This is a genomic window from Corynebacterium glyciniphilum AJ 3170, from assembly GCF_007673095.1.
Taxonomy (GTDB): Bacteria; Actinomycetota; Actinomycetes; order Mycobacteriales; family Mycobacteriaceae; genus Corynebacterium.
The window spans coordinates 14770-27876 of record NZ_VDYZ01000022.1; the positions used below are offsets into that span (position 1 = coordinate 14770).

Below are 13107 nucleotides of genomic sequence, written 5' to 3' on the forward strand. Positions count from 1 at the left end.
GGACCCACCATCCCCGGAAATGAACAGGAACACCACCATGACCACTATCCTCGCGTTCACTGACATCGGCATGGACGACGTCGCCCAGGTCGGCGGCAAGAATGCCTCGCTCGGCGAAATGGTCGTCAACCTCGCCGACGCCGGAGTACGGGTCCCCGGTGGTTTCGCCACCACCGCCGACGCATTCCGTGACTTCCTCGCCGTCAACGGCCTCGACAAGAAGATCGAGGGGATTCTCGAGGACCTCGACACCGACGACGTCACCGAGCTCTCCCGACGGGGTGAGCAGATCCGCGGATGGATCCTGGATCAGCCCTTCCCGCAGGAGCTGGAACGCGACATCCGGGACGCCTACGAGGACCTCGTCGCGTCTGACCCCCGTCCGGACGACGTCACCTGGGCGGTCCGCTCCAGCGCCACGGCCGAGGACCTCCCGGACGCGTCTTTCGCAGGTCAGCAGGAGACCTTCCTGAATATCGGGGGTATCGACAACCTTCTCGAGGCGGTGAAGGCGGTCTTCGCCTCTCTCTACAACGACCGGGCGATCTCCTACCGTGTCCACCACGGATTCGTGCACGCCGATGTCGCGCTCTCCGCCGGCATCCAGCGCATGGTGCGTACCGACATCGGGGCGTCCGGCGTGATGTTCACTGTGGACACCGAGTCCGGATTCGACCGCGCAGTGTTCATCACCTCCTCCTACGGACTCGGTGAGGCGGTGGTGCAGGGCGCGGTGAACCCGGACGAGTTCTACGTCTACAAGCCCGCGATCAAGGACGGGAAGTCCGGCAGGGACGCCGTCCTCTCCCGCACCGTGGGGGAGAAGGCGGTCGCGATGCGTTACGCAGAGGGGACCGGCATAGATTCGGCGACCCGGTGGGAGGACGTCGACCCGGCCGACCGCGCACAGTTCTCCATCGACGATGACGAGGTCACTGAACTGGCGCGCCACGCCGTCGCGATCGAGGAGCACTACGGACGCCCCATGGACATCGAGTGGGGGCGCGACGGTGTGGACGGTCAGCTCTACATCCTGCAGGCCCGGCCGGAGACCGTGGTGTCCCGGAGGGGACAGGACGGTCAGGTCCTGACCCGGTTCGAGATCGACCGCGCGGCGGCCGACTCGGCCGAGGTCCTCGCGGAAGGCCGGTCCATCGGCCAACGTATCGGATCAGGCCCGGTGCGTGTCCTGCGCTCCATCCGCGACATGGACACGATGGACACCGGGGACGTGCTCGTCGCCGAGATCACCGACCCGGACTGGGAACCGGTGATGAAACGGGCGTCGGCGATCATCACCGAGCGCGGGGGACGGACCTGCCACGCCGCGATCATCGCCCGGGAACTGGGCATCCCCGCCATCGTCGGTACAGGCGACGCAACATCCGTGCTGCCCGACGGCGACGAGGTGACCGTCTCGTGTGCCGAGGGGGACACGGGCCGCGTCTACCGCGGCGCCGTCGCCTTCGAGGAGAAGGAGACCCGGCTGGACGCGATGCCGGAGATCCCGACGAAGTTGATGATGAACGTCGCGACCCCTGACCAGGCGTTCGCGTTCTCGTCACTGCCCAACGAAGGTGTCGGGCTGGCACGGATGGAGTTCATCATCAACCGACAGATCGGAGTGCACCCCAGGGCGCTCCTGGAACGGGACTCGCTGTCAGACGAGGTGCGGTCACAGGTCGACGAACTCACCGCGGCGTACCCGTCCCCGGAGGAGTTCTTCATCCGGCGGGTCGCTGAAGGTGTGTCCACGATCGCCGCGGCCTTCGACCCGAAACCGGTGATCGTGCGGCTGTCGGACTTCAAGACCAACGAGTACGCGAACCTCCTCGCCGGCGAACAGTTCGAGCCGAAGGAGGAGAACCCCATGATCGGCTACCGGGGTGCGGCGCGCTACGTGTCCGAGGAGTTCCGGGACTGCTTCGCCCTGGAGTGTGAGGCGTTACGACGCGTCCGTGAGGAGATGGGGCTGACCAACGTCCGCATCATGGTCCCCTTCGTGCGCACCGTGGACGAGCTGCAGGACGTGCTCGAGGTCATGGCGACCCACGGGCTGGAACGTGGATCCGGGGCAGAGGACGCAGCGGGGAAGGGGTTGCAGGTCGTGATGATGTGCGAGGTGCCGTCGAACTACCTCCTGGCCGACGAGTTCCTCGACCACGTCGACGGTTTCTCCATCGGGTCGAATGACATGACCCAACTCGTTCTGGGCGTCGACCGCGATTCTGACCTGGTCGCCCATGACTTCGACGAACGCGACCCGGCGGTGCTGAAGGTGATCGGATCGGTCATCAGCACCTGCGTGGCGCGCGAGAAGTACGTCGGCATCTGCGGGCAGGGACCGTCCGACCACCCTGGATTCGCGGAGTGGCTGGTGGAACAGGGCATCGGGTCGATGTCGCTGACCCCGGACACCGTCGTGAAAACGTGGTTGGCACTGGCCGGCGAGTCGGACGGAGGCGGGAACACGTAGTGTCGGCCCGGGTATAGTGACGAAAGTATCCCCTCACACGATCCGACCTCTCCAGGAGCTTCCAGTGAAACTCACCGATCCGACGTCCGACGCTGTTCTGAAGAGACTGCGGCGTGCCCGTGGCCAACTCGACGGGGTGATCACGATGATCGAGAATGACCGCGAGTGCCGGGACATCGTCACCCAGCTCGCCGCGGTGTCCCGCGCGCTCGACCGCGCCGGGGTCAAGGCGATCTCCGGCGGGATGCGGGACTGCCTCAACGCAGAGGACGGCGACGTCCCGGAGGACTGGGAGGACGAGATGGAGAAGCTCTTCCTGTCCCTGGCGTGACGTAATGTGATCCCGGTGATCCGAACGCTGCTCATCGACAACCACGACTCGTTCACCTGGAACCTGGTGCACGACCTCACCCGGGTCAACGGTGTCGCCCCGGTCGTCGTCGCGAATGACTGGGACGGCTGGGCGTCCGGCGGGCGAGATCTCCTGGCGGCCGTCGACAACGTGGTCATCTCGCCGGGGCCGGGCACACCGCTGAGGCCCGCCGACGTAGGCATCTGTACGGACGTCATCCGCAGCGCCGTGGAACTCGGTCTGCCCGTGCTGGGCATCTGCCTCGGCCACCAGCTCATCGCCCACATGCACGGGGCCACGGTCGGTCCGGCGTCGGAGCCCGTGCACGGTCGACTCTCCCGCATCGAGCACAACGGCAGTGACCTGTTCCACGGGCTGCCCTCCTCATTCGACGTCGTGCGCTACCACTCGCTGGCCGTCTCGGACGTCCCGGCGCACATCGAGGTCTCCGCGCGTAGCGCCGACGGGACCGTGATGGGGCTCAGCGTTCCCGAAGCGCGGCTGTGGGGGGTGCAGTTCCACCCGGAGTCGGTGAAGTCCTGTCATGGCCGAGACCTGCTGGCGAACTTCACCGCCATGACCCGGGCCCACGGCACGGTCCGCCGTGTGCGGGTGCGGACGGTACCCCTGCCGGGTGGTGATCCCCGGCTCCTGTCCGAGGAACTGTTCCACCGCCTCTACGGCGACGCCGCACTCACCCGGCACGCGGTGTGGCTGGACGGGAACCGCGACCGGGACCCCCGGGCGAGGTTCAGCATCATGGGCGCCTCGGACACGGTCGTCACCGCCGACGTCGGCGCCGGGACGCTGGAGGTCACCCGGGACGGCCACCGGGAGGTCGTCAGCGACGACGTCCTGAGCTGGCTGCAGGCGGACCTCGCCACGTGGAACATCACCGAAGACACCTCCGACCCGTCCGACCCGTCGGCGACCGGCGGCTTCCGACTCGGATGGGTCGGGTACCTCGGCTACGGAGTCAAGAGCGACTGTTCCGGTGGCGAGGGCGCCGCGAACCGGCATGCCTCCCCGGTACCCGATGCCGGACTGCTGTTCCTCGACCGGGCCGTCGTCATCGACCATGAGGAGGGCGAGGCCCGGCTCCTGGTGCTTGACGGTGCGCACGGCGAGCAGTGGCAGGAGGACGTCGCCCGTATCGTCCGGACGCTGTCCGTGGATCAGAGAGAACACCGCGGCGACGGGTCCCTGACCGTCGAGCTCCACGGGCGGGACAGCTACACGGCCAAGGTCCGGGAGATCCAACGACTGATCGGTGAGGGAGAAACCTACGAGGCCTGCCTGACGACCACGCTCGAGGCGACTCCTGCAGCGGGAGCACCGGACACACTGGAGCTCTACCACCGGTTGCGGCGTGATAACCCGGCTCCGTTCGGTGCCTACCTGCGACTACCGGGTGCGACGGTGATGTCGACCTCCCCGGAGCGGTTCCTCAGCGTCGATGCGGCAGGACGGATCACGTCCTCGCCGATCAAGGGGACCCGGCCGGTGGGGAAGTCGGACGAGGCGGACGAGAATATCCGCGCCGAACTCCGGGCCAGCGAGAAAGACCGTGCGGAGAACCTCATGATCGTCGACCTGGTCCGTCATGATCTCGGCCGCGTCGCCGCGCCGGGGACGGTCGAGGTTCCGGAGCTCTTCGCCGTGGAGAGTTATGCGACGGTCCACCAGCTGGTCAGCACCGTCACCGCAGAACTGGCCGGCGGCCTCAGTGGGACAGACGCCGTCCGCGCCGCGTTTCCTCCCGGATCGATGACCGGCGCCCCGAAGGAACGGACGATGCGCATCCTCGAGGACATCGAAGACCGGCCGCGGGGGGTCTACAGCGGCGCGATCGGGTACTTCTCGTTGGACGGTTCCGTGGACCTCTCCGTGGTGATCCGGACTCTCGTCGCCGAGTACACCGGGGACGATTCGTTCGCAGGTCTGAGCTACGGGGTGGGTGGGGCCGTGGTGGCCCAGTCCACGCCGGACGGCGAGTACGAGGAGACGGTGGTCAAGGCCGTGCCGCTGCTGAGACTCTGAAGGGCATGCTCGACTAGGCTCGGTGGGCATGCACAACGATGGGGAACACGACGACGTGAAAGACCTCCGGGACGCTGTCGCCGCCGTTCGCGCGCAGGTCGACGCTGCGGCGCTGGAGGCAGGACGGGGCCCCGCGGAGGTACGGCTCCTGCCTGTCAGCAAGACGGTGCCGGTCGAGCGCCTACGTTCCGCAGTGGCGGCAGGCATGCACGAGTTCGCCGAGAACAAGCCGCAGGAGGTCCAGCGGAAGGCGGTCGAGATGTCCGACCTGCCGGTGCGGTGGATTGCGATCGGCCACCTGCAGACCAACAAAGCCAAGGTCATCGCTGAGCACGCCCATGAGTTCCAGGCGCTGGACTCGGTCAGGCTCGCCGAGGCACTGCAACGCAGACTGGACGGGCTGGACCGCACACTGGATGTCCTGGTCCAGGTGAACACCTCCGGCGAAGAGGCGAAGACAGGTGCTGCGCCCCAGGATGTCGGGACGATCCTCGCTGCGGCGGCCCGGTGTGACCGCCTCCGTGTCCGTGGTTTCATGACAGTGGCCTCCAACACCGATGACATCGGCGAAGTCCGCCGGTGTTTCTCCCAGTTGCGGGGGATCAGGGACAGTGCGCGACGTGAGGGAGTCGTGGACCCGGAGTTGTTGACCGAACTGTCCATGGGTATGTCAGGCGACTTCCGCACCGCAATTGAGGAGGGGGCGACATGCGTCCGCGTCGGTACAGCAATCTTCGGAGCCCGGGACTACCCGAAGAAATAGGCTCTGACATGCACTGTGTGTCCCGTGTTGGTGAATCGGTGGTCGGTAGTTTATTCTGAACGGGCTGCCGAACAGAAGCGGACGCGGTTGTCGTGTGTTCTTCTGCTTGAGGTAGGGCTCCCATCGTCTAGTGGCCTAGGACTCCGCCCTTTCACGGCGGCAACACGGGTTCGAATCCCGTTGGGAGTACTGCGAAAGATTCGTCTTCCGTACAACCAGATAATGGCCCTGTGGCGCAGTTGGTTAGCGCGCCGCCCTGTCACGGCGGAGGTCGCGAGTTCAAGTCTCGTCAGGGTCGCAGTAAACGCAGCGGGCACACACCACACGGTGTGTGCCCGCTGCGTTGCCCGTGCTTCCCCCGGATGGCCTAGGTTGGGGGACATGCGCTACTCCCTTCTTGACCGGGCCAACACAGTGGAGGGCTCTACTGACGCTGAGGCGGTGCGGGCCGTCGTGGACCGGGCGGAGCACGCCGAGAAACTCGGCTACCACCGGTTTCTCGTCGCCGAGCACCACGCTGTTCCCGGTATCGCAGGTAGTGCGCCCGGTATTCTTGCGGCCGCGGTGGCGCAGGCGACGGACACGATCCGGATCGGGACGGCCGGGATCATGGTCCCTGACCACGCGCCGATCGTCGTGGCTGAACAGGCTGCAGTGTTGGAGTCGCTGTTCCCCGGCAGGGTCGACATCGGACTCGGTTCGTCCCCGGGGTTTACCCCGGCAGTCAGGCGGGCGCTCCGCCAACCGGAGGATGCAGGGGAGGCGCGCGCAGACTTCGCCGCGGACCTCGGTGAGGTCGTCGAGTATCTGCGAGGGCAGGCGCCGGTGACGTTGCGGCCGGCCGTCGGCAATCCTCCCCCGCTTTTTCTGTTGACCGGAGGTTCGCCGCGGACCCTGGAGACGGCCCGGCAGTTGGGGCTCGGCGTCATCCTCGGTGGGCCCCGTCCCGCATACGTGGAGGGTTCCCTCGCCTCCTGTCAGATTGCGGTGGCGGAGAGCCGTGAGGAGGCGCGGGCACTCGTCCTCCCCGAGGTGTGGGCGCAGGTGCTGTCGAGGAGTACGGGGCGGTTCATGGCGCTGCGGCCTGCTGCGGCACTGGACGAAGCCGAGCTGACGGCCCAGCAGCGTCAGCGCATCGCTCGGGGGCTCGAGGCGACGATATACGGCACTCCGGACGACGTCACCGCCGCTGTCACCGCACTCGCCGAGAGAACCGGTGCCGCAGAGATCCTGGTGACAGGAGGATCCCCGGACCCCGACGGGCAGGCGCGCAGTGACGGGCTGCTGGCGGAGATTCTGTCCGCCGTGGACGGCTGACCATTGCATTTGTCTGTCTCCCGGGGTGCTGTGTACAGTATCCCATCGTGCACAGCGATCGGCTTCGGTCAGACCGCTGATGGTGCATGGCCCTGTGGCGCAGTTGGTTAGCGCGCCGCCCTGTCACGGCGGAGGTCGCGAGTTCAAGTCTCGTCAGGGTCGCCAGATAGTCCGAGGGTCCTCCTCCGGGCTTTCTTGCCCAGATAGCTCAGTTGGTAGAGCGTACGCCTGAAAAGTGTAAGGTCCCTGGTTCGATCCCTGGTCTGGGCACAGCGAACATCCCCCTCGGTACTCCGGTACCGAGGGGGATGTTGTCTTTCGGTGTGCACTCTGCGGGAGGGCCTACACTCGTGACCATGAGTACCGAGAATATGTCCGTGACCCATGACGTCGACGGCGGTCGTTACGTCCTGCAGATCGGGGACGCCGTCGCCGGCTACGCAGAGTACGTCCAGCTGGGCCAGGTCCGCGACTTCAACCACACCGTCATCGACCCCGAATTCCGGGGTCAGGGACTGTCGGGCCCGTTGATCTCTGCGGCGTTGGACGCCACCCGTGCCGAAGGTTTCGGGGTTCTCCCGAGCTGCTCGGCGGTGGAGGGGTTCATTGCCAAGAATCCCGAGTACGCTGACATGGTGCGCTAGATGTTGTTCTGCATGTCGTTGACGTAGCCGGCCGGATCGACCAGGGGAGTGCGCTCCTCGGCCTTACGGTGGCGGACCTTCGCCGGCGCGCCGATGAGGATCGAGTCTGCCGGTGCATCCTTGGTGACCACCGAATTGGCGCCGATGGCCGAGCGTGCACCGATGGTGATGGGGCCGAGGACCTTGGCACCGGCACCGACCATCACCCCGTCCCCGATCGTGGGGTGGCGCTTACGCTGGACCAGCTCAGACCCGCCGAGGGTGACGCCGTGGTACAGCATCACGTCGTCCCCGATCTCGGCGGTTTCACCGATGACCACGCCCATGCCGTGGTCGATGAAGAACCGTCGGCCGATGGTGGCACCCGGATGGATCTCGATACCGGTGAGGAACCGCGTGAACTGGCTGAGGACGCGTGCGGGGCCCTTGGCACCGCGTTCCCACAGTCGATGCGAGATCCGGTGACTCCAGATCGCGTGGAGACCGGAGTACACCAGGGCATTCTCCAGGTCCCCGCGCGCTGCGGGGTCGTGTGTCCTTGCGTTGTCCAGGTCTTCCTTGATCGTGCGCAGCAGACTCACCGGTGGAGTCCTCCTTCTTCTCGGGCGTAAAGGTGTTTCTCGGTTCTGCATGGAAAACGGCCTCGGTGCTCGGTGACGTCCGTGCAGGTGGGTGTCACCTGATGATACGGACGTTTCCGTGCTCCGGGGCCGTGAGGGTCGGGTGCGCCGTCTGCTTAATCGCGCAGGTCGTCGAACAGGAGGGTCGACACGTAGCGCTCGCCGAAGTCGGCGACGATCGCGACGATCAGCTTGCCTTCGTTCTCCGGCTTCTTCGCCTCCTCAAGTGCAGCCCAGATGTTGGAACCGGTGGAGATACCGACCAGGATGCCTTCCTGGGCCGCGAGCTCGCGGGCGTACTTGACGGAGTCGTCGATGGTGGCGTCGTAGACGTCGTCCAGGATGTCCTTGTTGAGGTTGTCCGGGAAGAAGTTGGTGCCGATGCCCTGGATCTTGTGCGGACCGAACGTCCCCTCGGTGAGAAGGGGGGAGTCCTTGGGCTCGACGCCGACGACGCGGACGTTCTCGTTCTGCTCCTTGAGGTACTTGCCGGCCCCTGAGATCGTTCCGCCGGTGCCGACGCCGGCGATGAAGACGTCGACCTTGCCGTCGGTGTCCTCCCAGATCTCCGGACCGGTGGTCTTGTAGTGGACCTCGGGGTTCGCGGGGTTGGCGAACTGGCGTGCCAGGACCGCGTTCTCGGTCGATTCGACGATCTCGTTGGCCTTGTCGACGGCACCCTGCATGCCGGCGGGCGGGGGCGTGAGGACCAGCTCGGCACCCAGGGCGCGGAGCATGATGCGCCGCTCCAGGGACATCGACTCCGGCATCGTCAGGATGACCTTGTAGCCGCGCGCCGCGCCGACGGTGGCCAGTGCGATACCGGTGTTGCCGGACGTGGCCTCGACGATCGTTCCGCCGGGCTTGAGGGAACCGTCCTTCTCTGCGGCTTCGATGATCGCCACACCGATACGGTCCTTGACGGAGTTGCCGGGGTTGGCGGACTCGAGCTTCACCGCGACGGTGCCGGGGAGCCCCTCGGTCAGCTTGCTCAGCTTCACCAGAGGGGTGTTGCCGATCAGGTCAGTGATGTTCTCGTAGATCTTAGCCATGCTGGTGAATGGTCCTTTCGTTTCCCTCAGGCCAACAGACCGATCGGTCTGTCTGTATTCGGGGGCCAGTCTACACAATGTTGTCCCACCTCGCCACGGGTATCACTGTCGAGGACGCCTGGAGGGCGGCATCCTGTGACACAATCGGGGTATGACTGAACAGACAGGGCAGGACGCCGAAACCATCATCACGAGCACCGGGGGAGTCGACGGGGCGGTCGCGACCATCACGCTCAACCGTCCCAAAGCGCTCAACGCGTTGAATCAGACGGTCATGGAGGAGGTGGTCGGTGCCCTCGAACAGTTCGACGCCGACCCGTCGGTCCGCGCGATCGTCATCACCGGTTCCGAGAAGGCGTTCGCCGCGGGCGCCGACATCACGCAGATGAAGGACCAGACGTGGCCGGACATCAAGATGAAGCGTTTCTACGCCATGTGGGAGCGTGTCACCACGGTCCAGACGCCGATCATCACGGCGGTCTCGGGATTCGCCCTCGGCGGCGGATGTGAACTGGCGATGATGGGTGACATCATCCTGGCCAGTGAGAAGGCCAAATTCGGGCAACCGGAGATCACGCTCGGTGTCATCCCGGGGATGGGTGGCACCCAGCGACTCACCCGGGCCGTCGGGAAGTACAAGGCCATGGACCTGATCCTCACCGGTCGGACGATGGGTGCGGAGGAAGCCGAACGTTCCGGTCTCGTGTCCCGCGTGCTCGCGGCGGACGGGTTCCTCGACGAGGTCGCCACTATCGCGGACTCGGTGGCGGCCCAGTCGTCGGTGGCCCTGGCCGCGGCGACGGAGGCTGTTGATGCGGCGCTGAACACCCCGCTGCTCGAAGGGCTGCGTCAGGAACGGGAGGCATTCTGGGGACTGTTCGCCACCGAGGACCAGAAAGAGGGGATGAGCGCCTTCGTCGAGAAGCGCAAGCCCAAGTGGAGGCACCGCTGACATGTCGAAGAGTGCAGAACTCACCAGGACGATCGACCTGCCCCTGGAGAAAGTCCACGAGATCGCCTCATCCGAGACCTACCTGCTGACCGTCGACGACGCATCGACGTCGAAACTCATCGTGACGGAAGCTGAGCGGGAGGTCAACGAGGACGGCTCGGTGCATGCCCGCGTCGTCGCAGCCAGTGAGAAGGACGACGGCAGCACCGGATTCAGTATGGAACAGACCTCGGATATCACGGTGATCGAGGATGACGGTTTCACGTCCACGACAGTCACCCCGTTGCCCAAGGGGATCGGGACGATGACCGTGGTGATGGCCTACACGCGGACCGACGACGCATCGGTCACCGTCAATGCGGAGGTCATCGCCGAGGTCGGAATCCCACTGTTGGGAGGGAAGATCGCCAAGAAGCTCGTGGAGAGCGCGGACAAGACAGTTGACGGTGGCCTCGGGAGGATCCGTCGGCTGGCCGCGGAGTAGGTAGGGAAACGGGGGTGTCCGGCTTTTGTTTCCCGGGGGTGGGGAACAACCCCGGTATGGGGGAGTGGGGGTTGGACCAGCGGGTTTTGGGGGAAGACTCAGATCTTTCTATACTTGGGGTCTGTAAAGCCCGTGTTCCCCCGCACTCGGGTGTGACCTGATCGGGGGTGACATTCGATCACAACAGAAAGGTGCGCCGTGGAGCAGCAGCGTCACCGGGATGATGACGACGCCATTCGATCAGCTCTGTCGTCACTGAAGAACTCGACGGGCATTCCCGTCACGATGTTCGGATCGTGCCAGCCTGACGGGCGCATGGTGATCAACCAGTGGGTGGGATTACGTACCCCGGCGCTCAACAACCTCACCATCGACTCTGGTCAGGGTGTCGGTGGCCGGGTGATGGCGACCCGCCGCCCGGTCGGTGTCTCCGACTACGCACGTGCCAAATCCATCTCCCACGAGTACGACCGTCCTGTGCGGGACGAGGGGCTGCACTCCATCGTCGCCGTCCCGGTCATCGTCGGCCGGGACATGCGCGGGGTCCTCTATGCGGGAGTGCATTCGCCGGTACGGATGGGGGACAAGGTGCTCGAGGAGGTCACGATGACGGCCCGGGTGCTGGAGCAGGATCTCGCCGTCAATATCGCGCTGCGTCGGGCGGACGGTGGCGGGGCGCGGGAGTCCTCGGCGAAACCACCTCGGTCGATGACCGGTGCTGAGTGGGAACAGGTCAGGGCTACGCACTCCCGCCTGCGGATGCTCGCCAACCGGGTCGTCGACGACGAGATTCGTCGTGACCTCGAAATTCTCTGCGATCAGATGGTCAGCCCGGTCCGGGTCAAGCAGACGACGAAGCTTTCCGCCCGTGAACTCGACGTCCTCGCCTGCGTTGCACTGGGGCATACCAACGTGGAGGCTGCGGAGGAGATGGGAATCGGCGCCGAGACGGTGAAGAGCTACCTGCGATCGGTCATGCGCAAGCTCGGGGCCCACACACGGTACGAGGCGGTCAATGCCGCTCGCAGGATCGGTGCTCTTCCCTGATCCCCGGGTAGGATGGGACGGGTGAAAGATCATTTCCTTGTAACTGGTGGTGCCCGTCTCAACGGTGCGGTCCGGGTCGACGGGGCCAAGAACAGTGTCCTGAAGCTCATGTCGGCAGCGCTCCTCGCTGAGGGGACGACGGTCCTGAGTAACTGTCCGGACATCGCGGACGTTCCCTACATGGCGGACGTGCTCAGGGGACTGGGGTGCAAGGTCGAGCTCGACGGGTCGACTGTCACGATCCACACGCCCGCCGAGATCTCGTCGGACGCGGACATCGACGCGGTCCGGCAGTTCCGGGCCTCGGTGTGCGTTCTCGGGCCTTTGACCGCGCGGTGTCACCGGGCGGTAGTCGCGCTACCGGGTGGGGACGCGATCGGTAGCCGGCCACTCGACATGCACCAGTCGGGGCTGGAGAAACTTGGGGCGAAGACCCGCATCGAGCACGGCTGCGTCGTCACTGAGACCGAGAAGCTCACCGGTGCGAAGGTCATGCTGGACTTTCCGTCGGTCGGGGCCACGGAGAACATCCTCACGGCTGCAGTGCTCGCCGAGGGGACCACGATCCTGGACAATGCGGCCCGCGAACCGGAGATCGTGGACCTGTGTCTCATGCTCCGCGACATGGGGGCGCAGCTGGAAGGGGAGGGCAGTAACACGATCACCGTCACCGGCGTCAGGAAACTGAACCCGGTCGAGCATGAGGTGGTCGGCGACAGGATCGTCGCGGGAACCTGGGCCTATGCTGCGGCGATGACGCGCGGAGACATCACGGTCGGCGGCATCGACCCGGCCCATCTGCACCTGGTTCTTGAAAAGCTCAAACTGGCGGGCGCGAAGGTGGAGACCTACCCGACGGGGTTCCGGGTGTCGCAGGAGCAGCGGCCGACCGCGGTGGACTACCAGACCCTGCCGTTCCCGGGGTTCCCGACCGACCTGCAGCCGATGGCTATCGCGCTGTGTGCCGTGAGTGAGGGAATGAGCGTGATCACGGAGAACATCTTCGAGTCGCGGTTCCGGTTCGTCGACGAGATGACGCGACTCGGCGCGGACATGACCATCGACGGGCACCACGTGAGCATCCGGGGCGTGACGGAGCTCAGCTCCGCACCTGTCTGGTCTTCGGACATCCGTGCCGGCGCAGGTCTGGTTCTTGCCGGTCTGTGTGCTGACGGTGTCACCCAGGTGAACGACGTCTTCCACATCGACCGCGGCTATCCGGGTTTCGTCGAGAAGCTCGTCGAGCTCGGCGCCACTGTGGAGCGGCAGTCCGGGGGCGAAGGCCGCCACCACAAGCACTGACCTGGTGGTTTGTGGGTGTGGTGGGGGTGTGTGTAGATTGATGCGAGTCAGCGAGACG

Annotated in this window: 12 protein-coding genes and 4 tRNA genes; 14 read left to right on the plus strand and 2 right to left on the minus strand. The window is 65.7% G+C overall.

Annotated features, from left to right (window positions below):
• Window positions 1-37: 37 nt before the first annotated feature.
• From ppsA to FS507_RS15530, 10 genes are all read left to right on the plus strand, one after another.
• Window positions 38-2476 (plus strand): phosphoenolpyruvate synthase, encoded by a 2439-nt coding sequence (gene ppsA, locus FS507_RS15485; RefSeq protein WP_145943676.1) that lies wholly within the window; start codon window positions 38-40, stop codon window positions 2474-2476.
• Window positions 2477-2540: 64 nt separating this feature from the next.
• Window positions 2541-2807 carry a metal-sensitive transcriptional regulator gene (locus FS507_RS15490; protein ID WP_038550036.1) on the plus strand — a complete coding sequence of 89 codons (267 nt, stop codon included), beginning with the start codon at window positions 2541-2543 and terminating at the stop codon, window positions 2805-2807.
• A 15-nt stretch (window positions 2808-2822) separates the two neighbouring features.
• Window positions 2823-4868, plus strand: coding sequence for an aminodeoxychorismate synthase component I (gene pabB / locus FS507_RS15495; protein WP_145943677.1), 2046 nt, complete (start codon window positions 2823-2825; stop codon window positions 4866-4868).
• A 28-nt stretch (window positions 4869-4896) separates the two neighbouring features.
• Entirely contained in the window at window positions 4897-5631 is a 735-nt protein-coding gene (locus tag FS507_RS15500) for a YggS family pyridoxal phosphate-dependent enzyme (RefSeq protein WP_145943678.1), read from the plus strand.
• Between the two features lie 116 nt (window positions 5632-5747).
• Window positions 5748-5820 (plus strand) — tRNA-Glu (locus FS507_RS15505).
• Window positions 5821-5855: 35 nt separating this feature from the next.
• Window positions 5856-5929 (plus strand) — tRNA-Asp (locus tag FS507_RS15510).
• A gap of 83 nt (window positions 5930-6012) precedes the next feature.
• Window positions 6013-6948, plus strand: a complete 936-nt coding sequence (locus FS507_RS15515) for an MsnO8 family LLM class oxidoreductase (RefSeq protein ID WP_145943679.1) — start codon at window positions 6013-6015, stop codon at window positions 6946-6948.
• Window positions 6949-7036: 88 nt separating this feature from the next.
• Window positions 7037-7113 (plus strand) — tRNA-Asp (locus FS507_RS15520).
• 32 nt (window positions 7114-7145) lie between these two features.
• A tRNA-Phe gene (locus FS507_RS15525) sits at window positions 7146-7218 on the plus strand.
• A gap of 86 nt (window positions 7219-7304) precedes the next feature.
• Window positions 7305-7592: a GNAT family N-acetyltransferase gene (locus FS507_RS15530; RefSeq protein ID WP_186314725.1), complete on the plus strand. Its 288-nt coding sequence runs from the start codon at window positions 7305-7307 to the stop codon at window positions 7590-7592.
• Here FS507_RS15530 and epsC read toward each other — a convergent pair.
• Window positions 7589-8173, minus strand: a complete 585-nt coding sequence (gene epsC, locus FS507_RS15535) for a serine O-acetyltransferase EpsC (RefSeq protein ID WP_145943681.1) — start codon at window positions 8171-8173, stop codon at window positions 7589-7591. The two genes, FS507_RS15530 and epsC, sit on opposite strands and share 4 nt — an antisense overlap.
• Window positions 8174-8328: 155 nt before the next feature.
• Complete coding sequence (gene cysK, locus FS507_RS15540; protein WP_145943682.1) at window positions 8329-9264, minus strand: cysteine synthase A; 936 nt, start codon at window positions 9262-9264, stop codon at window positions 8329-8331.
• Window positions 9265-9415: 151 nt separating this feature from the next.
• On the opposite strand from cysK, the gene FS507_RS15545 reads away from it, so the two are divergent.
• From FS507_RS15545 to murA, 4 genes are all read left to right on the plus strand, one after another.
• The gene (locus FS507_RS15545; protein WP_145943683.1) at window positions 9416-10216 is read left to right on the plus strand and encodes an enoyl-CoA hydratase-related protein; all 801 of its coding nucleotides are present in this window, start codon (window positions 9416-9418) and stop codon (window positions 10214-10216) included.
• Window position 10217: 1 nt separating this feature from the next.
• The gene (locus FS507_RS15550) at window positions 10218-10700 is read left to right on the plus strand and encodes a DUF2505 family protein (protein ID WP_145943684.1); all 483 of its coding nucleotides are present in this window, start codon (window positions 10218-10220) and stop codon (window positions 10698-10700) included.
• Window positions 10701-10898: 198 nt separating this feature from the next.
• Window positions 10899-11747, plus strand: coding sequence for an acetate metabolism transcriptional regulator RamA (ramA, locus tag FS507_RS15555; protein WP_145943685.1), 849 nt, complete (start codon window positions 10899-10901; stop codon window positions 11745-11747).
• Window positions 11748-11768: 21 nt separating this feature from the next.
• Window positions 11769-13049, plus strand: coding sequence for a UDP-N-acetylglucosamine 1-carboxyvinyltransferase (murA, locus tag FS507_RS15560; protein ID WP_145943686.1), 1281 nt, complete (start codon window positions 11769-11771; stop codon window positions 13047-13049).
• The last annotated feature ends 58 nt before the right edge of the window (window positions 13050-13107 follow it).

What these genes read in the sequence shown, in the direction of transcription:
- FS507_RS15530 (WP_186314725.1), top strand. Translation starts at nt 7,305, where the DNA reads ATGAGTACCGAGAATATGTCCGTGACCCATGACGTCGACGGCGGTCGT.
- FS507_RS15500 (WP_145943678.1), top strand. Translation starts at nt 4,897, where the DNA reads ATGCACAACGATGGGGAACACGACGACGTGAAAGACCTCCGGGACGCT.
- FS507_RS15545 (WP_145943683.1), top strand. Translation starts at nt 9,416, where the DNA reads ATGACTGAACAGACAGGGCAGGACGCCGAAACCATCATCACGAGCACC.
- cysK (WP_145943682.1), bottom strand. Translation starts at nt 9,264, where the DNA reads ATGGCTAAGATCTACGAGAACATCACTGACCTGATCGGCAACACCCCT.
- FS507_RS15515 (WP_145943679.1), top strand. Translation starts at nt 6,013, where the DNA reads ATGCGCTACTCCCTTCTTGACCGGGCCAACACAGTGGAGGGCTCTACT.
- FS507_RS15550 (WP_145943684.1), top strand. Translation starts at nt 10,218, where the DNA reads ATGTCGAAGAGTGCAGAACTCACCAGGACGATCGACCTGCCCCTGGAG.
- ppsA (WP_145943676.1), top strand. Translation starts at nt 38, where the DNA reads ATGACCACTATCCTCGCGTTCACTGACATCGGCATGGACGACGTCGCC.